Below are 21,077 nucleotides of genomic sequence, written 5' to 3'. Positions count from 1 at the left end.
TCCTGAGCAGAACAGCTTGAAAAGATTGAGGAACCCGACATGAGCGCAGTTCTCGACAACACCGGCCATGCCGCCGGCCACGCGCAAGACCATCATGGGGACGACCATGGGCACCACGGCCCCACCGGCTGGCGCCGCTGGGTGTTCGCCACCAACCACAAGGACATCGGCACGCTCTACCTGCTGTTCTCGTTCACCATGCTCATGGTGGGCGGGGTGCTCGCGCTGCTGATCCGCGCCGAGCTGTTCCAGCCCGGCCTGCAGCTCGTGAACCCGGAGCTGTTCAACCAGCTCACCACCATGCACGGGCTCATCATGGTGTTCGGCGCGATCATGCCGGCCTTCGTGGGCTTCGCGAACTGGATGATCCCGCTGCAGATCGGCGCCTCCGACATGGCGTTCGCGCGCATGAACAACTTCAGCTTCTGGCTGATGATCCCCGCGGCCATCATGCTGGTGACCTCGTTCTTCATGCCGGGCGGCGCACCGGCCGCGGGCTGGACGCTCTACGCGCCGCTCACGCTGCAGATGGGCCCCTCGATGGATGCCGGCATCTTCGCCATGCACATTCTGGGCGCGTCGTCCATCATGGGGTCGATCAACATCATCGTGACCATCCTGAACATGCGCGCTCCGGGCATGACGCTCATGAAGATGCCGATGTTCTGCTGGACCTGGCTCATCACCGCCTACCTGCTGATCGCCGTGATGCCCGTGCTGGCCGGTGCGATCACCATGACGCTCACCGACCGCCATTTCGGCACCAGCTTCTTCAACCCCGCGGGCGGCGGCGACCCGGTGATGTACCAGCACATCTTCTGGTTCTTCGGCCACCCCGAGGTGTACATCATGATCCTGCCGGCCTTCGGCATCATCAGCCAGATCGTGCCGGCCTTCAGCCGCAAGAAGCTCTTCGGCTATGCCTCGATGGTGTATGCCACCTCGTCCATCGCCATCCTGTCGTTCATCGTGTGGGCGCACCACATGTTCACCACGGGTATGCCGGTCACGGGACAGCTCTTCTTCATGTACGCCACGATGCTGATCTCCGTGCCTACGGCCGTGAAGATCTTCAACTGGATCGCCACCATGTGGCGCGGCTCCATGACCTTCGAGACGCCCATGCTGTTCGCCGTGGGCTTCATCTTCGTGTTCACGATGGGCGGCTTCACGGGGCTCATCCTCTCGATGGCGCCCATCGACATCCAGCTGCAGGACACCTACTACGTGGTGGCCCACTTCCACTACGTGCTGGTGGCGGGCTCGCTCTTCTCGATGTTCGCGGCCTACTACTACTGGGCACCGAAGTGGACCGGCGTGATGTACAGCGAGGCGCGCGGCCGCATCCACTTCTGGGGCTCGCTCATCACCTTCAACGTCACCTTCTTCCCGATGCACTTCCTGGGCCTCGCGGGCATGCCGCGCCGCTATGCCGACTATCCGATGCAGTTCGCCGACTTCAACATGGTCGCTTCCATCGGGGCCTTCGGCTTCGGGCTGATGCAGGTGTATTTCTTCCTGGCCGTCGTGCTGCCCGCCATGCGTGGCAAGGGCGAGCCGGCGCCCCAGCGCCCATGGGAGGCCGCCGAGGGCCTGGAGTGGGAAGTGCCGTCGCCCGCGCCTTTCCATACCTACGAAACCCCGCCCAAGCTTGATGCCTCCGCGACGCGCGTGATCGGCTGATACACGGCGACGACGAACACCGCGAGAACCCGGAATGACCCCTCCCGACCGGAAAAAGGCCAACCTGCGCATGGGGCTCATCCTGGCGAGCATCGCGGTGGCGTTCTTCGTGGGTTTCATGGTCAAGATGGCTTGGAAGCTATGAGGCCCCCCCTGAGTCGCTTCGCGCCTTCCCCCTCGAAGGGGGCGACGCCCGTGACCCGGCCGAGCCGGTTCCACGGCGTCTGCTGGCGTGGCCTGCTCCGCGGCCATCGGACGGGCGAGGGCGCGCCAGCTTCCTGCGGCGCGCGGGTTGCGCAGTACCGGGAGACACTCCGATGAGCCTGCGCCGCGAGAACGTGAAGATGGTGGGCAAGCTGGCCGTGATCTCGGCCGGCATGTTCGCCTTCGGGTACGTGCTCATCCCGATCTACAAGCACATCTGCGAGGTCACGGGCATCAACATCCTGTCGCTCTCGGAGCGGCAGGTGCCGGGCAACGGCGTGGCGGGCCGCGACGTGAAGGTGCCCGCCAACACGCAGGTGGACACGAGCCGCACCATCACGGTCGAGTTCGATGCCAACGCCCGGGGCCCCTGGGACTTCAAGCCCGCGCGGCATTCGATGCAGGTGCACCCGGGCGAGCTGACGACGGTGATGTACGAGTTCCAGAACATCCAGAACCGCCGCATGGCCGCGCAGGCCATCCCGAGCTATGCGCCCCGGCAGGCCGCCGCGCATTTCAACAAGCTCGAATGCTTCTGCTTCAACCAGTACACCCTGGAGCCCGGCGAGAAGCGCGAGTGGCCCGTGGCCTTCGTGATCGACCCGAAGCTGCCCAGGGACGTGACCACGATCACGCTCTCCTACACGTTCTTCGAGGTGGGCGGCAAGGTGCCGGCGGCGCCGGCCACCGTGTCCGCAGCCCCGCAGGCGGGCCGGGAGGCGGGATCGTGAGCGGCCCGGCGCACGCGCGCGAAGGCTCGCTGTGGCGCACGGTGCGCGCGGTGGCATGGTCGCTGCTGGGCATCCGCAAGGGCGCCGAGTACCAGCGGGACACGGAGCGCATCAATCCGCTGCACATCATCGTGGTGGGGCTGGTGGCGGTGCTGCTGCTCGTGGGCGGCCTCATCGGGCTCGTGCACTGGGTGGTGTGACGCGGTGCGGGCGCGCGGAGCAGGACAAGGCGAGACAAGCAGGCAGGACAACCGAGAGAAGAAGGAAACAGGAGCTAAGCAATGAGTGCATCAACCCCGCATGGCACCACGCCGTACTACTACGTGCCCGCCGAGTCGCGCCATCCGGTCATGGCGGCGGCCGGCCTGTTCTTCGTCATCCTCGGCGCGGGCCAGTGGATCAATGGGCACGAGTGGGGCAAGTATTCGCTGTTCCTCGGCCTCGCGTGGTGGCTGTTCGTGCTCTACCAGTGGTTCCGCGATGCGGTGCGCGAGAGCGAGGGAGGGCTCTACAGCCACAGGATCGACCTCTCGTACCGCTGGAGCATGAGCTGGTTCATCTTCTCGGAGGTGATGTTCTTCGGCGCGTTCTTCACGGCGCTGTGGTGGGCACGATCGCATTCCGTGCCGGCGCTGGGCAGCCTCGACAACGCGCTGCTCTGGCCCGACTTCAAGGCCGTGTGGCCCAGCATGGCCGCCGGCACCACGGCCTCGCCCGCGGGCATCGTGGAGCCGTTCCAGACCGTGGGGCCCTTCTGGCTGCCCACCATCAACACGGCCCTGCTGCTCACCTCCGGCGTGACGCTCACCATCGCGCACCATGCGCTGCGCGAGAACCACCGCGGCCGCACGATCGGCTTCATGTGGGCCACGGTGATCCTGGGCTTCGTGTTCCTGTGCGTGCAGGGCTACGAGTACTACCACCTCTACACCGACCTGAACCTCAAGCTCAACTCGGGTGTCTTCGGCTCCACGTTCTTCATGCTCACGGGCTTCCACGGCTTCCACGTCTTCGTGGGCATGCTCATGCTGTTCTTCATCACGCTGCGCCTGCAGAAGGGCCACTTCACCGCCGAGCGGCACTTCGGGTTCGAGGGTGCCGCGTGGTATTGGCACTTCGTGGACGTGGTGTGGCTGGGCCTGTACGTTCTGGTCTATTGGCTTTGAGAGCCTGGGCGCCGCGGTGCGCGCGGGGCCTTGAAGGTCCCGCATCCATGAAGCAGAAAGCGCCCTCGCGGCGCTTTTTTCATGTGTGCATGGTGCGGCGGGAAGGCGTCAGCGTGTGGCAGGCAGCCCCGTGGGCTGGATGTAGCCCAGCTTCCAGGCGGCGAGCAGGCAGAGAAAGAGCAGAATGGACAGGCCCACGCGCACGGCCAGGGCCCGGGCCATGTGCCGGCCGCGGGCCTTGTCGTCGCGGCCGGTGCGCATCATGAAAAAGAGCGCCGACGCGAGGCTTGCCAGAATGGCCGCGAAGGCCAGCACCACGACGTATTTCATGGAGACCATTATCCCCCCCGCCTCCGAGACATTCGCGCGCAGCCTCCGGGACTGGCGGTTCTGGTGCATCGCCGTGGCGGCGATCGCGGCCATGGCCGCCACCGCGGCGCTCGGCCGCTGGCAGCTCGCGCGGGCGGCGCAGAAGCTGCAGTGGCAGGCCACCATCGATGCCCGCCAGGCCGAGCCGCCCGTGCCGCCGCAGGCCTGGGGGGCGCTGGTGGACTCCGCGGCCGCCGGGGAGGCCGCCTCGTCGGTGCAGGGGCCTGGGGAGGCCGGGGCCGCCTCGCCGCTGCTGCACCGCCGCACCGTGCTGCGGGGCCGCTGGCTCGCCGCGCACACGGTCTTTCTCGACAACCGCCAGATGCAGGGGCGGCCCGGGTTCTTCGTGCTCACGCCGCTGCAACTGGCGCCCGGTGCTTCCGGTGCGCAGGGCCCCGTGGTGCTGGTCCAGCGTGGCTGGGTGCCCCGGAACTTCCAGGACCGCGCGCGCGTGCCCGAGATTCCCGCGCCGCCGGGCGAGGTCGAGGTGCGGGGCCGCATCGCCGCGCCGCCGTCGCGGCTCTACGAGCCCGGTGGCACCGCCGCCCCCGTGGCCGGCGAGGGGTCTTCTCCCATCCGGCAGAATCTCGACCTTGCAGCCTACCGGGCCGAAACGGGGCTCGCCCGGCTCGCGCCGCTCACGGTGCTGGAGACGGGCCCCGCCGAGGGCGCGCTGCTGCGCGACTGGCCCGCCATCGATACCGGTGTCGCCAAGCATTACGCCTACGCCTTCCAATGGTTCGGGCTCTGTGCCCTCGTGGCAATCCTCTATGTCTGGTTCCAAATCGTCCGACGCTTCCTTCGCCCACGCCGCCAGCCTGCCGCCTGAGCCCGCCGATCCCGGCGGGTCGCATCCGCTGGGCCTGACGGTGCACAGCCTGCCGGCCGCGGGCGATGCGGTCGAGGCCCTGGAGTCGCGCGCGCGGCAGGGCCGCTGGAAGATGCTGGGCGTGCTGCTGGTGTGCGCGGCGCCGGTGATCGCGTCGTATTTCACCTATTACGTCGTGCGGCCGGAAACGCGGCACAGCTATGGCGAACTCATCGAGCCGCAGAGGGCCGTGCCGCCGGCCCTGGCGGCGACGGCGCTGGACGGCACGGCGGGCACGCTGGGCCAGCTCCAGGGCCAGTGGCTGCTGGTGAGCGTGGCGCCCGGCGGGTGCGACGGGATGTGCCAGAACCACCTCTACCTGCAGCGCCAGCTGCGCGAGAGCCTGGGCAAGGACAAGGACCGCATGGACTGGGTCTGGCTCGTCACGGACGGCGCCACGCCGCCCGAGGCAATCCGGCCCGGCCTGCGCGATGCCATCGTGCGCCGGGTGGACCCGCAGGCGCTGGCCCAGTGGCTCGCGCCGCAGCCGGGCCACATGCTCTCCGAGCATCTTTTCGTGGTGGACCCGATGGGCCACTGGATGATGCGCTTTCCCGCCCGCCTGGACGCGGCGGGCGCGGCCAAGGCCAAGCGCGACCTGGCGCGGCTCATGCGGGCCTCGGCCTCGTGGGACCAGCCCGGCCGCCCGGAGGCGCAGCCATGAACGCCGCGCAGCCGCTCTACGATTTCGCGCCGCTGGCCGAGCTGATGCTGCTGGGCGTGGTGATCGCGCTCGGCCCCCTGGCCTGGGTGGGGTGGCGCAACCGCCATGGCACGCCGGTGCGCCGCTGGCAGGCGCTGGCGGTGCTCACGCTGTTCCTCACCTTCGATCTCGTGCTGTTCGGGGCCTTCACGCGGCTCACCGATTCCGGCCTGGGCTGCCCGGACTGGCCGGGCTGCTACGGCAACGCCAGCCCGGTGGGTGCGCACGCGGAGATCTCCGCCGCGCAGCAGGCCATGCCCACGGGCCCCGTCACGCACCGCAAGGCCTGGGTGGAGATGATCCACCGCTACCTCGCCTCCAGCGTGGGCGTGCTCATCATCGTGCTCACGGCGAGCGCCTGGTGGCAATGGCGGCGCGCACGGCGGGAGGGCGGAGCCCCCGGCCACGGCGTGGCCGTCAGCCCCTGGTGGCCCACGGCCACGCTGGTCTGGGTGTGCCTGCAGGGGGCGTTCGGCGCGTGGACGGTCACCATGAAGCTCTTCCCCGCCATCGTCACCCTGCACCTCATCGGCGGCATCGTGCTGCTGGCGCTGCTGTGCGTCCAGGCGGTGCGGCAGACCCAGGCGTCCCGGGGCGAGGCGCCCGTGGCGGTCTCGCGCGGCCTGCGGACGCTGATGGCGGCGACGGCCCTGCTGGTGGGCCTGCAGGTGGTCCTGGGCGGTTGGGTGAGCACCAACTATGCCGTGCTGGCCTGCACCACGTTCCCGACCTGCCAGGGCAGCTGGTGGCCCGACATGGACTTCGCGCAGGGTTTCGAGATCTGGCGGCCGCTGGGCCTGCTGCAGGACGGCAACCACATCGGCTTCGCGGGCCTCACGGCCATCCACTATGCGCACCGGCTCGCGGCCTATGTCGTGCTGGCGGCCCTCGCGCTGCTGGCATGGCGCCTGCGCCGCGCCGGCGTGCTGCCGGCGCCGGCGCGCTGGCTGGCGGGGCTGGCGGCGATGCAGTTCGCCACCGGCCTGTCCAACGTGGTGCTCGACTGGCCCCTGATGGCGGCCGTGCTCCATACCGGCGGCGCCGCCGCGCTGGTGGTGGTGCTCACCTGGGCGCTCACCGCGAGCCGGGCCATCACCGCCAGAGACAATATGTCCATCCCCCGGCCGGCGCAGATCGCCCCGGGCGCCCCGAGAATTTCGTCCCCATGAGTGCCGCTTCCGCTCCCGCCGCTGCCCGCGCGGTGCCCTCCCGCTTCGCCCAGTTCTACGCGCTCACCAAGCCGCGCGTGGTCCAGCTCATCGTCTTCTGCGCCTTCATCGGCATGGTGCTGGCCGTGCCCGGCATGCCGAGCGCGGCCCAGTGGCTGCGCATGGGCGTGGCCTGCCTCGGGATCTGGCTCGTCGCCGGTGCCGCGGCGGCCTTCAACTGCCTCGTGGAGCAGCACATCGACGCGAAGATGAAGCGCACGGCCTGGCGCCCCACGGCCAAGGGCGAGCTGTCCAACGCGCAGACGCTGGCGTTCTCGGCGCTGCTGTGCCTGGCCGGCTCCATCGTGCTCGGCGTGTGGGTGAATGCGCTCACGATGTGGCTGACCTTCGCCACCTTCGTGGGCTACGCGGTCATCTACACGGTGGTGCTCAAGCCGCTCACGCCCCAGAACATCGTGATCGGCGGCGCCTCGGGCGCAATGCCGCCGGTGCTGGGCTGGTCGTCCATCGCGGGCAGCGTGGGGCCGGAGCCGCTGATCCTGTTCCTCATCATCTTCCTGTGGACGCCGCCGCACTTCTGGGCGCTCGCGCTCTACCGCGTGGAGGATTACCGCAAGTCGGGCCTGCCCATGCTGCCGGTCACCCACGGCAACGAGTTCACGCGGCTGCAGGTCTTCCTCTACACGCTGATCCTGTTCGCGGGCTGCCTCATGCCGTTCGTCTACGGCATGAGCTCGTGGATCTACCTGGCCGCGGCCGTGGTTCTGAGCGCGGGCTTCTGCGCCTACGGCTTCCGCCTGTGGCGCAACTACTCGGACGCGCTTGCGCGCAAGACCTTCCGTTTCTCCCTCATCCATCTCAGCCTGCTGTTCGCGGCGCTGCTGGTGGACCACTACGTACTCTGATCCGCCATGGCGATGAACAAACGAGATGCCCTCAAAAGCGTGGCTGCCTGCGCCCTGTTCGCGGGGGCGGGCGGGCTGCTGGCCGGCTGTTCCAGGCAGGCGCCCGCCTTCCAGGGCGTGGACATCACGGGCGCCGAATACGCGCGCGACCTGCCGCTGCCCGACCACAACGGCCAGCAGCGCCACCTCAAGGACTTCGCGGGCAAGGTCGTGGTGGTGTTCTTCGGCTTCACGCAGTGCCCAGATGTTTGCCCCACCTCCATGGTGGAGCTGGCCGAGGTCAAGCGCGCCCTCGGCGCCGACGGCGACCGCCTGCAGGGCCTTTTCGTCACGGTGGACCCGGAGCGCGACACGCCCGAGGTGCTCAAGGCCTACATGGCCAATTTCGACCCCACCTTCCTCGCGCTGCGCGGCACGCCCGAGCAGCTCGCCGCCGTCGCCAAGGATTTCAAGATCTACTACAAGAAGGTGCCCGGCAAGACCCCCACGAGCTACACCATGGACCACTCGGCCGGCAGCTACGTGTACGACCCGGCCGGCCGCCTGCGGGTGTACCACCGCTACGGCAGCGGCGCGCAGGCGCTCGTCGCCGACGTGAAGGCGCTGCTGCAAGAATCGGCCTGATAACGGTTTTGCAATCAAAGAGAGAACAAGGCGCGAAGCTGCAGACAGTGCAGCAGCACGGCAAAGCGAAGCAACGCCGTTATCTCTTTGATTGCGAAGCTGTATGAGGCCCGTTCGCCGCGCGGCCGCGAAAGGCCGGTGGCTCTGCCATCGCACTCCGGGCGGAACGGCGTGGCGGCGCGGGGCGATGGCGGCCGGCGCCTCATGCCCGGGCCGCGGCGGCTCCCGATGCCAGGGGCCCGTGGGCCCGGGCCGGCCGCAGCGTGGAGGGCAGGCCGATGTCCCTGAGCGGCACGGCCGGGATGGCCGGCGCCATGGCGGCGGGAGCGTGCGGGCCGGCCTGGCCGGCCAGCAGCGCCATCAGCGGGCCGCGCGCGATGGCGCAGTGCCAGCGGTCGTGCCGCACCACCGCCCCCTGCTGGGCGAGCTGCGCGAGGCAGCGCGCGATGGTTTCCCGCGTCGTGGCGAGCAGCGACGCGAGCACCGTGTGCGTGGGCAGCCGCACGAGCGTGCTGCGCTGCAATTGCGCCAGCTGCAGCAGCGCGCTGGCGAGTTGCGCCGTCACCCCGCGCATGCGCATCAGGCCCGACCAGTCCGCCAGGCGGGCGCGGGCCTGCGCTTCCTCGCGCAGCAGCGCCTGCAGGAACTCCGCGCCCCCGCCGCCCAGGCGCAGCAGCGGCTCCACCGGCACCTCGCACAGCCGGCCTTCCATCACGGCCACCCAGGTCAGGTCCTCGGGCGTGCCCAGCAGGGCCCCGGTGCCCAGTGCCTGCCCGCAGCCCGCCATCGCCACGGGCCGCTCCACCTGATCGGGGCCTCCGCGCTGCAGCAGTGCCGTGCCGACCTTGACAACCGCCACGCTGGAGGCCACCTCGCCCTGGCGCTGCAGAACCTCGCCCTTGCGGAACCGCCGCTCCACCCGCAGCGCCGCCCAGGTCGCGCGGGACGCGTCGCCCTGGCGGCCCACCAGGCACTGCCGGCGGCTGGAGCATTCGTTGCAGGTCTTGCGGTCTGGGTCGGGGAGGGTCATGGAGAGGCCGTTGGGAAGGGGTGAGAAGGGGTTTTGAAGCCGGATCGCCGTCATGTCGCCGAAAAATCTACTTGAGTAGCTATTGTTTTTGTAGCGTTCGGCGGAAGGCGACGGTGGACCGCAGGGGCGGCCCATCCGCGGCCCGGGCGGCCGCGGCGCCGCGTCACGTGTGCATGGAGGGGCTCTCCGGGTCTTCAAGATCCCCGGAGTCTGCCGGTGCCCGGGGCCGGGGGGCATGATCTACATCAACGCCGGAGGCTCCCGGCGTGTGGCGCCCGCGCGGTCCCGCACGCCCAGCCCATGGCGGGCCGGGGGCAGGCCGCCGCGCAGCCGTCCCGGGGAGGGGCTTCGCGGCGGAGGACGGGGGAGGCGGTGCCCGCCGCTACTCGGCGCGGATGTTCTGGGCGCGGATCACGCGCTCCATCTGGGCGGTGTCCGCCTCGATGCGGTGGGCGAGGCCCTCGGCCGAGGTGCCCACCACCTGCCATCCCTGCTGGAAGAGCTTCTCGCGCACATCCGGCGTGCGGGCGATCTCGGCGATCAGGGCCGAGAGCCGGGCCTGCACGGCCGCCGGCATGCTCGCGGGCGCGGCGAACGCGTTCCAGATCTCCAGCCGGAAGTCCTTGACGCCCGCCTCGCCGAGGCTGGGCACGCCCGGCACGAGCGTGCTGCGCCCGGAGGACGTCACGCCGAGCAGCCGCAGCCGGCCCGTGCGCTCCTGCGACAGCGCGAGGGCGGGCGGCAGCAGCGCCATCTGCAGCTGCCCGCCCAGCATGGCGGTGGCCACCTGCGGATAGCCGGGGTAGGGCACGTGCACGGGGGCGATGCCCGTGCGCGCCTTCAGCAGCTCGGTGCCCAGGTGGCCGACGGTGCCCACGCCGGGGGTGCCGTAGCTCCACCGGTTGCCGGCCTGCCGGGCGGCCTCCAGGAAGGCTCGCGCGTCCGCCTGCGCCGGCAGGCCGGGCTGGGCCGCCGGCACGGTCAGCACCAGGGGGGACACCCCTACGAGGCTCAGCGGCGCGAGGTCCTTGCGCGGGTCGTAGGGGATGGCCGGATTGAGGAGCTTGGCGATCGTCAGGTTGCCGTTGATGAACAGCCCGATCGTGTGCCCGTCGGTGGCCTTGGCCACCGCATCTGCGCCGATGTTGCCCCCGGCGCCGACCTTGTTTTCCACGATCACCGGATGCCCGAGGGCCTGGGCGAGTGGCTCCGAGAACGTGCGCGCGGTGAGGTCCGGCGACGATCCCGGCGGAAAGCCCACGATGATGCGCAGCGGCTTGGCGGGCCAGCCGGGCGTGGCCTGCGCCGTGCCGGGCACGGTCTGCGCTGCCGCCCAGCCGCCCGCACCCCAGAGGGCCAGGCCGGCGAGCGCCGTGCGGCGGGACAGGGGACGGGTCGGGGCGGGGCGGTGGGTCATGGCGTGGAGCGCCGGCCGAAAAGGGGCGCAAAAAAGAAAAAGGGCGCGCAACCCGCAAGGGTTGCGCGCCCGGATTATCGCCACGCGCCGTTGCAATACCGTGGCACGGAATGGGCGAGGGGGCTCAGGCGTATTCGGCCAGGGCCTTCTTCATCTTCTTCATCGCGGCGACCTCGATCTGGCGGATGCGCTCGGCGCTTACGCCGTACACGGCCGCCAGCTCGTGCAGCGTCATGCCGCCGGAGCCGTCGTCGTTCACCTTGAGCCAGCGTTCCTCGACGATGCGGCGGCTGCGCTCGTCCAGGGCAGAGAGCGCCGTGGCGATGCCGTCGGTGGCCAGCACGTCGCGCTGGCGCGATTCGATCATCGCCGTGGGCTCGTGGGTGCCGTCCGCCAGGTAGGCGATGGGGCCGTAGGCCTGCTCGCCGTCATCGGAGGGGGACGGGTCCAGCATCACGTCGCCGCCGGAGAGGCGCGTCTCCATCTCGATGACTTCCTCTCGCTTCACGTTGAGCTGCCGGGCCACCACGTCGATTTCCTGCTCGGACAGCGTGTCGCGGTGCGTGCCGGCATCGCTCGCGGCCGCCTCGGCCTTGAAACCCTGCTTCATCGAGCGCAGGTTGAAGAACAGCTTGCGCTGGCTCTTGGTGGTGGCCACCTTCACCATGCGCCAGTTCTTCAGGATGTATTCGTGGATCTCGGCCTTGATCCAGTGCATGGCGTAGCTCACCAGCCGCACGTTCTGGTCGGGGTCGAAGCGCTTCACGGCCTTCATCAGGCCCACGTTGCCTTCCTGGATCAGGTCGCCGTGGGGCAGCCCGTAGCCCAGGTATTGCCGGGCGATGGACACCACCAGCCGCAGGTGCGACATCACCATCCGGCCCGCGGCTTCCACGTCGTTGTGCTCCTTGAGCCGGCGTGCGTAGGTGCGTTCTTCCTCGGCCGTGAGCATCGGCAGGCGGTTGACGGCCGAGATGTAGGCGTCCAGGTTGCCCAGCGGGGGAATGAGCGCCCAGGCATTGGCCGGGGCGAGCGCGGTGGCGGCGGTTCCAGATTGAATCGTCATCCCAGAAGTCCTTTCTTCCATGCCAATCACTTTAGCAGTCTCTTGGAGGGAGTGCTAAGGAGGAAGTTCCTGTCCCTTCGTAGGACGGGGGCGTTGCTTCGGGTGCGGCGCGGGGAAGCCTTCGCACCCTTCGAAGAGCGGGTCCGACGGCGATGGTTTGGAAACTGGAGGCAATCCGCTGAAGAATTGATGCTTCGGTGTGGGTGCTTGCTAACTTTTGTGCGGTGGGCCAATCAGACCCCCTGAGAGATCGTGAACACGTTTCAGAGCAGACGGAGATCTGATGCTTCGAACTCGTCGCCGCCCTCGCCGGAGCGCCGGGGCGGCAGAGGCCGATCGACTGCTGTCCGGCGCGGTGCCGTACCCACACTCCCGGCCACGATCGGACCCACACCTTTTTCCTTCGCCAGGGCGCCGCGTCACCGACACGCGAGCCGCTTGGTGGCCGTCAATGCATCGGCCGGCCGAGCCGTTTGCTCGCCCTTGATATCGCGTAATTCACGAGGCAGTAAAGCGCCGCTACAACGAGGTATACGGGCACCAGCGAGTGGTAGTTTGCGATGAGCACCTTGGCGTTCTGCATGAGTTCACCATAGGTGACGACGTAGCCGAAGGTGGTGTCCTTGACGACGATGACCAGTTGCGCGACCAGTGCCGGGACAATGTAGCGAAGGGCCTGGGGAAAGACGACGGAGAAAAAAGTCTGGGCTTCGGTCAGCCCCAGGCTTCGCGCAGCATCGGTCTGGCCGCGGGGAACGGCGAGCACGCCCGCGCGGTAGACCTCGGCCACCACTGCGGCGGTGCTGAGGCCGATGGGCAAGGTCAACATCCAGTAGGTGCTCAGCTTCATCCCGACCGACGGAAGCACCAGAAAACACACATAGATGAGCAGCAGCGTCGGCGTGCCACGCAGGAACTCGATGACCGCGATGCTCGGCCAACGCACGAGCCGCGGTCGCGCCAAGCGCCCCGCCAACAGCACCAGCCCGAGGGCCAACGCGATGACGGCGGCCATCGCCGCCGACGCCAGCGTGCCGAGCAGGCCTCTGGTCAGGAAGGCCCAGGTCGTTGGCCAGGCGAAGAATTCCCAGAATCGGGCGTCGAACTGCCCTGCGGAATGGAACCGGAACACGACAGCCGCAGCCAGCAGGAGCAGCACGGCCGCTGCGATCACGCTCACTACCCGTGTGACGGTCTGGGCCTGGGGGCTCGGAGCACCAAACAGAATGTCTTCCAGAGAGCGGCTCATCGCAATATCCGCACCTTCTTTTCCAAGGTGGCGCCAGCCCAGGCGATGAGCAAACCCGTCGCCACGTACATCGCGGCTGCCACACCGAACGCGGCCATGCCGGCTGCGGAGTCGTTGGCGATCTTGGACACGAGCGCGGTGAGTTCCCGGCCCGGAAACGGCACCTGCGATGCCAACGAGGTCGATAACATCAGCGCGATGAGCAGCGAGGTCATCGGCTGCACCACCGCACGCAGCGCCTGCGGCAATACCACCGCAGAGATGATGCGCATCGGCCGCATGCCCAAGCTGAGCGCGGCCTCAATTTGGCCGCCGCCGACGGTGTTGATGCCCGAGCGCAGGTAGTCCGCCGTGAACGCGGAGCAGACCAGCGTCAACGTGAGGATCACGCTGGGCTCATAGTCGATCAGGACGTTGAGATCGGGCAGCGCGAATACGATGAAGATCAGTAGCGCTACGCTGGGAATGTTGCGGAAGATCTCGACATAGCCGGTCAGGACGAAGCGCAGCGGCGGCAGCGGGAAGAGCCGAAGCACCGTCACGATCATGCCCAGCAAGAAGCCCGGCACGAACGACACTACCGTGAGCTTCCATGTCAGAAAAAGGGCCTGCCCGAAGGCAGGCCCATAGTCGGCCAGCAGCCTGGAAACATCACCCATCGTTTATGGCAGGGTGGGCGGCGTCGGAACGGCTGTGCTGCCGGTGCGCTGTCCGATGGAAATCGTCCAGAGTTTGGCCCAGGTGCCGTCGGCTTCCAGCTTTTTCAGGAAGGCATTGATGAAGGCCACGCCGTCCGAGCCCTTGGGCAGTCCGACGCCGTAGGGGTCCTGCTCACCAAAGGGCGCGCCCGCCAGCTTCGCATCGCCGGTTCCAAGGCTCAGGGCGTTGAGCAGCAGCGTGTGGTCGGTCACGTAGGCATCCACGCGTCCCTGGCGCAGTGCGTCAAGGGCTTCCTGGTGCGTCTGGAACTCTTGCACGACCCCCTTGGGCGCGTACTGCGCCAGGATCGCGGGCCCGGTGGAGCCCGCCTGCGTGGCGACCTTCTTGCCTGCCAGATCGTTGTATGACTGGATCGTCTTGTTGTTGGCCTTGACCAGCACCCCGGCCTGCGACGTGTAGTAAGGGCCGGCGAACGAGATCTTCTCGGCGCGGGCGGGCGTGATGGAGTAGGTGGCGAACACCATGTCTACCTGATCGTTGATGAGCACCTGCTCGCGCGTGGACGAGGTCACCTGCGTGAATTGGACCTTGGCCCCATCGCCCAGGATGTAGCGAGTGATGAGTTGAGCCAGACCTGCGTCGAAGCCGCGGATCTTGCCGTCTTTCTCGTTGAGCAGCGAGAAGAGATTCGAGGTTTGCGTGCCGCCAAGGCGCAGCGTGCCGACCTGCTTGATCTTGCTGGCCCAGGTGCTCGATGCGATGGTCGCAGCGCTGGCGACGGGGCCCTGCGCAACCAGCGCGTCAAACGCCGCTGTATTGATAGGCGTGCCCTGTGCGAAAAGCGACCCTCCGGTGACCATCGCCAGTACCACCACGGTGGATTTCAGAAGGGATTTGATCGACATGCGGACCTCTTGAATGGTGTGTTATGTAAATCAATATATAGCAGTTGTGGAATGCGCGAACGGCTCCTGCAGCCAGTCCACCGTGGTGCACGCGATGCAGCCATCCGTGCAAGTCCGAATGCCTGAGATAGCCTGAACCCGTCGCACGACTGGCTCGCTGACCACTGAGCCGAACGCGTAAAGAGGCGCGTTTTTGCAAATCTCCACGCTAAGGGGGCACCGAAATCACGCGCAGGAAAAAATACAAGACGCACTGAGAAACGGCCGGAAAAGTACAGCACCCAGTGAATGGAAGGTACAAAGATATGCGTGCCTTGTCGTTCTAAGTCGTTGATTTCTCACATCCGGCGGTACAACACTCAATGCACATCGACAGCGGCGCAGGGAAGCGGTCGATCCCTGGCGAAGCGCTTCCTGAGGGCCGCGGCCATACCCTTGCGATGCGTGCCGATCGCGTTCCACGATCGCCGCCGGCCACTCGCCGCAAAAAATGGAAAGTGGGACGCACGGTCAAGCCCGAACGCTCGGCGAGGCAAGAATCGCGACCACGGCAGGTGCGTGGGCCCCGAGTGGCCCCGTGGTCGCACTGCCGACCACTTCCCCCGGGGCTTTGAAGGTTCCGTACCCCCGCCCCAAGGAAATTCGATGCGCTCTCGTACACACAAAGCCTGCCGCTCCCGGTGTCGCCGCCATGGCTTGGCGTTGCCCGTAGCCGCCTCGGGCGCCCTGGGCGCAACAGCCACCCGCCGCGCCATCGGCTCCATCCCGGCCGCGCCATCGGCAGGCTTCGCCGCCACCTCGCACCATTCGCCATCGGGTGCCGGCGAGGCGCGGAACGCGTTGAATAATGGCGCGCCCATGAAGTCCGCTCCCGACCGATACGCATATCCGACAGCGTCTGCTGGCGCCTCTACGCCCCTGCCGGCAGTGGTACACCAGCATTTCACCGTGGCGCGGGAAGCCGTGAACGCGCAGGCCCTGGCCTGGAGCGACTACGTCGGGCGCATCCTGGACTCCCCCGTCTCGCGCAGCCAGGTGGCCAGCGGATTTCACGGCGAGATCGACGCGTACGTGCTGCCGGACATGGTCTATCTGGACAGCCGAACCGATCCGCTGATCCAGGCCCGCACGGGGGCCCGCATTTCCACGGACGCCATGCGGGACTTCGTTTTCCATGTCGCGGTGCACGGGATGATGGAGACCGGGGTGGGGGGAGGGCGCAACCACTCCACCCAGTTCATGCCCGGAATCCTGGCGCTGGACATGGGGCAGCCCATGCGCATGGTGCGGCCCACCCGTGCGAGGGTGCTCGCTTTCTTCGTTCCGAGGGATCTCGTGGAATCGGAGATCGCCGATGCGTCCGCCATCCATGGCCGCGTGGTCGGCTATGCCTCGCCGTTGGGGCGCCTGATCCTGGGGCACCTCTCCACCCTGTGCCGGCATCTGCCGTCCATGCCTGCCCACGAGGCGGCGAGCACCCTCCGCAAATGCGCCCACCTGATCATCGCGGCGTTCGGCAAGCAGGCGCAGCTGAGCCACCGCGCCCGCACCGCCGCCCGATCGGCGCTGCAAAGCCAGGTGTGCCGCTATGTGCAGGCCAACCTGCACAACTCGGATCTGTCGCCCGAGAGCGTTCTGCGGCGCTTCGCGTTGCCGCGCACCGCGCTCTACCGGATGTTCGAGGCGGAAGGGGGGCTGGCCACATACGTCCGGCACTGCCGCCTGTGGGAGGCCGCAGGGGATCTGGTCCGGCAACCGGACATGGCCGTGGTGGAGATCGGCTACGGCCTGGGCTTCAACAGCGCCTCTGACTTTTCTCGCGCCTTCCGCCGTGCCTTCGGCATGCCGCCGCAGGAGTTCCGGGCGCTCCGGTTCGACATGGGAGAGCGCGGGGCGCCCTGAGAGACAGGGACGGCGTCCAGGGCCCGACCCCTTTCGCGGGGTGGCCGGACGGCACGCGTCCACCGATCCCGCGCGCCGGGCTACGTGCCACGGCATGGCTCGTGGCCGCAGCCCGGGCACGCGCAACACCCGCACACAACAACGCAAAGCAACGTCCGAGGAATCACCCGCATGACCGCACTGCCGTCACAGAGCCAGGCCATCCGCCGCGCAAGCCACCTGCCGCAAAGCAGGGTGCGGGCGGTGGATGACGCCAGGAAAATTCATCAGATCCTTGGGTGGCCCCATCGCTGGCTGCTGGCCCTGTGCCTGCTGTGCGCGGCCTGGGCTGCCAGCCCCGCGCTTGCGCAGGGGGCCATGCCCACGCTGCTGGGCGAGCCCGTCAGCCAGGTCATGGCAGGCTCCAGCAGCACCTGCGTGCTGACCACGGCGGGCGCGGTGCGATGCTGGGGCTCGAACAGCAGCGGCCAGCTGGGCGATGGCACCACCACCCAGCGCAACACCCCTGTGGCCGTGAGCGGCCTGGGCTCCGGCGTGGCCGCCATCGTGGGGGGCAGCGCCCACACCTGTGCGTTGACCACGGCGGGCGCCGTGCAATGCTGGGGCGCGAACGACTTCGGCCAATTGGGCGATGGCGTTAGCGCCCTCCTGAGCAATACCGCCGTGGCCGTGAGCGGACTGGGCTCCGGCGTGGCCGCCATCGCGGCGGGCTTGAATCACACCTGCGTGCTGACCACGGCCGGCGCGGTGCAGTGCTGGGGCAACAACATCAATGGCCAGTTGGGCGATGGCACCACCACCCGGCGCACCACCCCCGTGACCGTGAGCGGCCTGGGCTCCGGCGTGGCCGCCATCGCGGCAGGCAGCTCCCACACCTGCGCGGTGACCATGGCGGGCGCGGTGCGGTGCTGGGGCGACAACACCAATGGCCGGTTGGGCGACGGCTCTTCCACCCAAAGCCTGATCCCCGTGGCCGTGAGCGGACTGGGCTCCGGGGCGACGGCCATTGCGGCGGGCAACGCCCACACTTGCGCGCTGACCACGGCGGGCGCGGTACGGTGCTGGGGCGCGAACAGCAATGGCCAGGCGGGCGATGGCACCATCAGCATCCAGCGCAACACCCCCACGGCCGTGAGCGGCCTGGGCTCCGGCGTGGCCGCCATCTCCGCGCGCAACTCCCACACCTGCGCGGTGACCGTGGCGGGCGCGGTGCTGTGCTGGGGCAACAACCCCGACGGCCGGCTGGGTGACGGCTCCACCACGCAAAGCGCCACCCCGGTGGCCGTGAGCGGTCTGGGCGCCGGCGTGGCCGCCGTTTCCGCCGGCACCTCCCACAGCTGCGCACTGACCACGGCGGGTGCGGTACGGTGCTGGGGCTTGAACAGCAATGGCCAGTTGGGCGATGGCACCACCACCCAGCGCACCACCCCCGTGGCCGTAAGCGGCCTGGGGGCCGGCGTGGTCGCCATCGGTCCAGGCGCCAACCACACCTGTGCGTTGACCACGGCGGGCGGGGTGCTGTGCTGGGGCTCCAATGCCCTGGGCCGGTTGGGCGACGGCACCACCACGGACAGCCTCGCCCCCGTGGCCGTGAGCGGCCTGGGCTCCGGTGTGGTGGCCATCGGGTCAGGCAATTTCCACACCTGCGCGCTGACCACGGCGGGCGCGGTGCTGTGCTGGGGCTCAAACAGCAATGGACAGGTGGGCAATGGCGTCTTCAGCATCCAGGAAACCACCCCCGTGGCCGTGAGCGGACTGGGCTCCGGGGTGACTGCCATCGCGGTGGGCAATTTCCATACCTGCGCGCTGACCACGGCGGGCGCGGTGCTGTGCTGGGGCGCGAACTTCGATGGCCGTGTGGGTGACGGCTCCACCACGAACCGCAACAGTCCCACGCCCGTGAGCGGCCTGGGCGCCGGCGTGGCCGCCATCGCGGCGGGCGACCACACCTGCGCGGTGACCACGGCGGGCGCGGTGCTGTGCTGGGGCGGCAACACCTACGGCCAGTTGGGTGACGGCACCACCACCCAGCGCTCCACCCCCGTGGCCGTGAGCGGGCTGGGCTTCGGCGTGGCCGCCGTCGCGCCGGGTGAGCAGCACACCTGCGCGTTGACGACGGCGGGCGCGGTGCAGTGCTGGGGGAACAACAGCCAGCTCCAGTTGGGCGACGGCACCAATACCCAGCGCACCACCCCCGTGGCCGTCGGCGGGCTGGGCGGCTCCGGCGTGGCCGCCCTGGGGGCGGGCTCGTACCACAACTGCGCACTGACCACGGCGGGCGCGCTGCTGTGCTGGGGCAGTGGCGGCAACGGTCGCCTGGGCAACGGCATGAACGGCTCCGCCGCCTCGCGCTCCACTCCCGAGGCCGTGATCGGCCTCGACTCCGGTGTGGCCTCCATGGCGATGGGCAACTCCTATACCTGCGCGCTGACCACGGCCGGTGTGTTGCGGTGCTGGGGCTTCAACGGCGGCGTCGGCCAGTTGGGCGACGGCACCATCACGGACCGCTTCACGCCCACGGCCATACGCATCGGCCAGTCCATCGCCTTCACCCCAGGCAACGTGGGCACGCCTCTGCGGTCCCTGGCGCTGGGCATTTCCGCCAGCCTGTCGGCAACGTCCAGCGGTGGCGGCAGCCAGCCCATCACCTATGGCACCTGGACACCCGGGTCCTGCACGGTGAACGGCAGCACCGTCACGCCCACGGCCAGCGCCGCCCCGGGCAACCTGTGCGGCCTGATCGCCTCGCGTGCCGCGGAGGGCAGCGCTGCTGCCAGCACGGCAGCTGCGCCGCAGCAGATGCGCCTGTTGACCCTGACCAAGGCCGCGCCCGCGGTGTCGCTCACATCGGGCGGCAATCCCAGCGCCTTCGGCTCCAGCGTGGTGCTCACCGCCACCTTCGCCAACGCGGCGAACGCCACCGGCAATGTGGTGTTCAGCAGCGGCAGCATCACGCTGTGCACGGTGCCCGTGTCTGCGGGGGTGGCCAATTGCCAGGTCAGCGGTCTGAGCGTCGGCCCGTACACCTTCGTTGCAGCCTATGCCGGCGATGCCAACAACGATGCAGCCACGTCCAACACCTTGCTTCAGACGGTGGGTGCGGGCGCATTCACGCTGCCCGGAACGGCAGGCACGGCCATGGTGAACGTGAGCGGGCCCGCGGATTGCGCGATCCGTGCGCCGCAGTTCAGCGCTGCGCCTCCCACCGGCACGCCGGTGCCGGAGCGCACCACGTTCCCCCTGGGCGTGTTCAGCTTCACGGCCACCGGCACCGGATGCGCAGGTGCGGCCCTGAACGTGAGGATCGACTACCCGGCGGGTGCGCTGGCCGGCATGCTGCCGCGCAAGTTCGGCCCCAATGCGCCAGGGGCGACCCCGGCCTGGTTTGCCCATGGCACCATCACGGGCGACTCGGTGAGCTATGGGGTGACGGACAACGGCATCGGTGACAACGACACCACCGTGGGCGAGATTGCGGACCCGTTCGCTCTGATGCTGGTGACGGTGGACCCCACCCCGGTTCCGGCGCTGAACCCGTGGGGCCTGATCCTCATGTCGCTGATGGCGGCAGGCCTGGGCATGCTGGCGGTGCGCAGGCGCTATTGAGATGGCCGGGGGCCCGGCCCGGCTGCCCCCGCGCGGGGGCAGCCTGGCGCCGCCGGGCCGGGCCGTGGCGTTCAGGCGCGCAGGCCCGAGGCGATCAGCGCGATGCCGGAAAGCGTGAGCAGGCTGAGCACCAGCTTGCGGAACGTCACGTCCGAGATGCCGGTGTAGACGCGCGAGCCCAGCAGGGTCGGCACCAGCATGGCGGGAGCGACGATGGCGAAGAGCGGCAGCGCCTCGCGCGTGACGACGCCGCTGAACACGTAGATGCCCATGGTGACGGCCAGTGTCGCGAGGTTGAAGTTCTGGATCACGGCGCGCTGCTGGTCCTTGTCCCAGCGCTTGAGCGTGCACCAGAGCGTGGGCGCCGTGCCCGTGAAGCCGCCGATGCCGCCCAGCACGCCCCCGAGGGTGCCGACCACGCCATCGGCCAGCCGGCCGCCCCAGGTGACGGCCGGCAGGTTCTTGGCCCACAGCATGGCGGGGCACCAGAGCACCAGCAGCGTGCCCAGCACCAGCTTGAAGAGGCGGATGTCCAGGTGGGGCAGGACCGCCACGCCGAGCGGAATGCCGGCGATCCCCCCGGCGAGGAACGGCCAGAGGGACGAGAAATGCGACCCGCGCCGGACCGAGAACGCGGCGATGACCTGCCCGGTGAGCGCGCCGAAAACGGCCAGGGACGCGGCCAGCCGGGGATCGACCGCCCAGGCCCAGAACGACATGGCGGTCAGGCCGAAGGCGAACCCGGAGAGGCCCTGCACGAATCCGCCGGCGACGGCGCCGAGGACAACGATGGCGATGGTGGTATCCATAAAAGAGAAGC

General features: G+C 68.9%; 20 protein-coding genes. 12 read left to right on the top strand and 8 right to left on the bottom strand.

Features of this window, described 5'->3' with window-relative positions; all coding sequences use genetic code 11:
• Positions 1–39: 39 nt before the first annotated feature.
• The 5 genes from ctaD (at position 40) to AX018_RS17560 (ending at position 3,784) form a co-directional block, all read left to right on the top strand.
• On the top strand, positions 40–1,683 hold the full coding sequence (ctaD, locus tag AX018_RS17575; protein WP_111879861.1) for a cytochrome c oxidase subunit I: 1,644 nt from the start codon (positions 40–42) through the stop codon (positions 1,681–1,683).
• Between the two features lie 34 nt (positions 1,684–1,717).
• Positions 1,718–1,828, top strand: coding sequence for a cytochrome oxidase small assembly protein (locus AX018_RS25465; protein ID WP_211322469.1), 111 nt, complete (start codon positions 1,718–1,720; stop codon positions 1,826–1,828).
• 172 nt (positions 1,829–2,000) lie between these two features.
• Complete coding sequence (locus tag AX018_RS17570) at positions 2,001–2,618, top strand: cytochrome c oxidase assembly protein (RefSeq protein WP_111879859.1); 618 nt, start codon at positions 2,001–2,003, stop codon at positions 2,616–2,618.
• Positions 2,615–2,818 carry a DUF2970 domain-containing protein gene (locus AX018_RS17565; protein ID WP_170146289.1) on the top strand — a complete coding sequence of 68 codons (204 nt, stop codon included), beginning with the start codon at positions 2,615–2,617 and terminating at the stop codon, positions 2,816–2,818. Before AX018_RS17570 ends, AX018_RS17565 begins: the two co-directional genes overlap by 4 nt.
• Before the next feature lie 81 nt (positions 2,819–2,899).
• A complete protein-coding gene (locus AX018_RS17560) occupies positions 2,900–3,784 on the top strand; it encodes a cytochrome c oxidase subunit 3 (RefSeq protein ID WP_111879856.1) in 885 nt (294 codons plus the stop codon).
• A gap of 108 nt (positions 3,785–3,892) precedes the next feature.
• On the opposite strand, the gene AX018_RS17555 is transcribed toward AX018_RS17560, so the two are convergent.
• The gene (locus tag AX018_RS17555) at positions 3,893–4,114 is read right to left on the bottom strand and encodes a twin transmembrane helix small protein (RefSeq protein ID WP_111879854.1); all 222 of its coding nucleotides are present in this window, start codon (positions 4,112–4,114) and stop codon (positions 3,893–3,895) included.
• On the opposite strand from AX018_RS17555, the gene AX018_RS17550 reads away from it, so the two are divergent.
• The 5 genes from AX018_RS17550 to AX018_RS17530 are packed head-to-tail and all read left to right on the top strand — an operon-like array spanning position 4,113 to position 8,422.
• Complete coding sequence (locus AX018_RS17550; protein WP_245951642.1) at positions 4,113–4,982, top strand: SURF1 family protein; 870 nt, start codon at positions 4,113–4,115, stop codon at positions 4,980–4,982. The two genes, AX018_RS17555 and AX018_RS17550, sit on opposite strands and share 2 nt — an antisense overlap.
• A complete protein-coding gene (locus tag AX018_RS17545) occupies positions 4,924–5,685 on the top strand; it encodes a redox-active disulfide-containing membrane protein (RefSeq protein WP_415842191.1) in 762 nt (253 codons plus the stop codon). Before AX018_RS17550 ends, AX018_RS17545 begins: the two co-directional genes overlap by 59 nt.
• Complete coding sequence (locus AX018_RS17540; protein ID WP_111879848.1) at positions 5,682–6,893, top strand: COX15/CtaA family protein; 1,212 nt, start codon at positions 5,682–5,684, stop codon at positions 6,891–6,893. Before AX018_RS17545 ends, AX018_RS17540 begins: the two co-directional genes overlap by 4 nt.
• Positions 6,890–7,798 (top strand): heme o synthase, encoded by a 909-nt coding sequence (gene cyoE / locus AX018_RS17535; RefSeq protein ID WP_111879846.1) that lies wholly within the window; start codon positions 6,890–6,892, stop codon positions 7,796–7,798. The genes AX018_RS17540 and cyoE overlap by 4 nt, the downstream gene beginning before the upstream one ends.
• A 12-nt stretch (positions 7,799–7,810) precedes the next feature.
• Positions 7,811–8,422, top strand: a complete 612-nt coding sequence (locus AX018_RS17530; RefSeq protein WP_211322471.1) for an SCO family protein — start codon at positions 7,811–7,813, stop codon at positions 8,420–8,422.
• Positions 8,423–8,624: 202 nt separating this feature from the next.
• Here the strand turns inward: AX018_RS17530 and AX018_RS17525 are convergent, their stop codons facing one another.
• The 6 genes from AX018_RS17525 to AX018_RS17500 all read right to left on the bottom strand — a co-directional run bounded on the left by AX018_RS17525 (position 8,625) and on the right by AX018_RS17500 (position 14,749).
• Complete coding sequence (locus tag AX018_RS17525) at positions 8,625–9,452, bottom strand: Crp/Fnr family transcriptional regulator (protein ID WP_111879841.1); 828 nt, start codon at positions 9,450–9,452, stop codon at positions 8,625–8,627.
• A 382-nt stretch (positions 9,453–9,834) separates the two neighbouring features.
• Positions 9,835–10,869 (bottom strand): Bug family tripartite tricarboxylate transporter substrate binding protein, encoded by a 1,035-nt coding sequence (locus AX018_RS17520; RefSeq protein WP_111879838.1) that lies wholly within the window; start codon positions 10,867–10,869, stop codon positions 9,835–9,837.
• A gap of 124 nt (positions 10,870–10,993) precedes the next feature.
• Positions 10,994–11,935, bottom strand: coding sequence for an RNA polymerase sigma factor RpoH (gene rpoH, locus AX018_RS17515; RefSeq protein ID WP_111879835.1), 942 nt, complete (start codon positions 11,933–11,935; stop codon positions 10,994–10,996).
• Between the two features lie 448 nt (positions 11,936–12,383).
• Positions 12,384–13,184, bottom strand: a complete 801-nt coding sequence (locus AX018_RS17510) for an amino acid ABC transporter permease (RefSeq protein WP_111879832.1) — start codon at positions 13,182–13,184, stop codon at positions 12,384–12,386.
• The gene (locus AX018_RS17505) at positions 13,181–13,843 is read right to left on the bottom strand and encodes an amino acid ABC transporter permease (RefSeq protein WP_111879830.1); all 663 of its coding nucleotides are present in this window, start codon (positions 13,841–13,843) and stop codon (positions 13,181–13,183) included. Before AX018_RS17505 ends, AX018_RS17510 begins: the two co-directional genes overlap by 4 nt.
• 3 nt (positions 13,844–13,846) lie before the next feature.
• A complete protein-coding gene (locus AX018_RS17500; RefSeq protein ID WP_111879827.1) occupies positions 13,847–14,749 on the bottom strand; it encodes a glutamate ABC transporter substrate-binding protein in 903 nt (300 codons plus the stop codon).
• A 948-nt stretch (positions 14,750–15,697) separates the two neighbouring features.
• Here AX018_RS17500 and AX018_RS17495 point away from each other — a divergent pair.
• Positions 15,698–16,651 (top strand): AraC family transcriptional regulator, encoded by a 954-nt coding sequence (locus AX018_RS17495; protein WP_245951640.1) that lies wholly within the window; start codon positions 15,698–15,700, stop codon positions 16,649–16,651.
• A gap of 171 nt (positions 16,652–16,822) precedes the next feature.
• On the top strand, positions 16,823–20,257 hold the full coding sequence (locus AX018_RS17490; protein ID WP_146749352.1) for an IPTL-CTERM sorting domain-containing protein: 3,435 nt from the start codon (positions 16,823–16,825) through the stop codon (positions 20,255–20,257).
• A gap of 71 nt (positions 20,258–20,328) precedes the next feature.
• Here the strand turns inward: AX018_RS17490 and AX018_RS17485 are convergent, their stop codons facing one another.
• Positions 20,329–21,066: a sulfite exporter TauE/SafE family protein gene (locus AX018_RS17485; RefSeq protein WP_111879821.1), complete on the bottom strand. Its 738-nt coding sequence runs from the start codon at positions 21,064–21,066 to the stop codon at positions 20,329–20,331.
• Between the last annotated feature and the right edge of the window lie 11 nt (positions 21,067–21,077).

Source organism: Paracidovorax anthurii (assembly GCF_003269065.1).
GTDB lineage: Bacteria > Pseudomonadota > Gammaproteobacteria > Burkholderiales > Burkholderiaceae_C > Paracidovorax > Paracidovorax anthurii.
The sequence above is the reverse complement of the archived record's forward strand: the minus strand, read 5'-3'. Positions and strand labels throughout refer to the sequence as shown.

What these genes read in the sequence shown, in the direction of transcription:
- AX018_RS17540 (WP_111879848.1), top strand. Translation starts at nt 5,682, where the DNA reads ATGAACGCCGCGCAGCCGCTCTACGATTTCGCGCCGCTGGCCGAGCTG.
- AX018_RS17490 (WP_146749352.1), top strand. Translation starts at nt 16,823, where the DNA reads ATGACCGCACTGCCGTCACAGAGCCAGGCCATCCGCCGCGCAAGCCAC.
- AX018_RS17560 (WP_111879856.1), top strand. Translation starts at nt 2,900, where the DNA reads ATGAGTGCATCAACCCCGCATGGCACCACGCCGTACTACTACGTGCCC.
- rpoH (WP_111879835.1), bottom strand. Translation starts at nt 11,935, where the DNA reads ATGACGATTCAATCTGGAACCGCCGCCACCGCGCTCGCCCCGGCCAAT.
- AX018_RS17550 (WP_245951642.1), top strand. Translation starts at nt 4,113, where the DNA reads ATGGAGACCATTATCCCCCCCGCCTCCGAGACATTCGCGCGCAGCCTC.
- AX018_RS17525 (WP_111879841.1), bottom strand. Translation starts at nt 9,452, where the DNA reads ATGACCCTCCCCGACCCAGACCGCAAGACCTGCAACGAATGCTCCAGC.
- AX018_RS17500 (WP_111879827.1), bottom strand. Translation starts at nt 14,749, where the DNA reads ATGTCGATCAAATCCCTTCTGAAATCCACCGTGGTGGTACTGGCGATG.
- cyoE (WP_111879846.1), top strand. Translation starts at nt 6,890, where the DNA reads ATGAGTGCCGCTTCCGCTCCCGCCGCTGCCCGCGCGGTGCCCTCCCGC.
- AX018_RS17545 (WP_415842191.1), top strand. Translation starts at nt 4,924, where the DNA reads ATGTCTGGTTCCAAATCGTCCGACGCTTCCTTCGCCCACGCCGCCAGC.
- AX018_RS17505 (WP_111879830.1), bottom strand. Translation starts at nt 13,843, where the DNA reads ATGGGTGATGTTTCCAGGCTGCTGGCCGACTATGGGCCTGCCTTCGGG.
- AX018_RS25465 (WP_211322469.1), top strand. Translation starts at nt 1,718, where the DNA reads ATGACCCCTCCCGACCGGAAAAAGGCCAACCTGCGCATGGGGCTCATC.
- AX018_RS17510 (WP_111879832.1), bottom strand. Translation starts at nt 13,184, where the DNA reads ATGAGCCGCTCTCTGGAAGACATTCTGTTTGGTGCTCCGAGCCCCCAG.
- AX018_RS17530 (WP_211322471.1), top strand. Translation starts at nt 7,811, where the DNA reads ATGAACAAACGAGATGCCCTCAAAAGCGTGGCTGCCTGCGCCCTGTTC.
- AX018_RS17520 (WP_111879838.1), bottom strand. Translation starts at nt 10,869, where the DNA reads ATGACCCACCGCCCCGCCCCGACCCGTCCCCTGTCCCGCCGCACGGCG.
- AX018_RS17485 (WP_111879821.1), bottom strand. Translation starts at nt 21,066, where the DNA reads ATGGATACCACCATCGCCATCGTTGTCCTCGGCGCCGTCGCCGGCGGA.
- ctaD (WP_111879861.1), top strand. Translation starts at nt 40, where the DNA reads ATGAGCGCAGTTCTCGACAACACCGGCCATGCCGCCGGCCACGCGCAA.
- AX018_RS17555 (WP_111879854.1), bottom strand. Translation starts at nt 4,114, where the DNA reads ATGAAATACGTCGTGGTGCTGGCCTTCGCGGCCATTCTGGCAAGCCTC.
- AX018_RS17570 (WP_111879859.1), top strand. Translation starts at nt 2,001, where the DNA reads ATGAGCCTGCGCCGCGAGAACGTGAAGATGGTGGGCAAGCTGGCCGTG.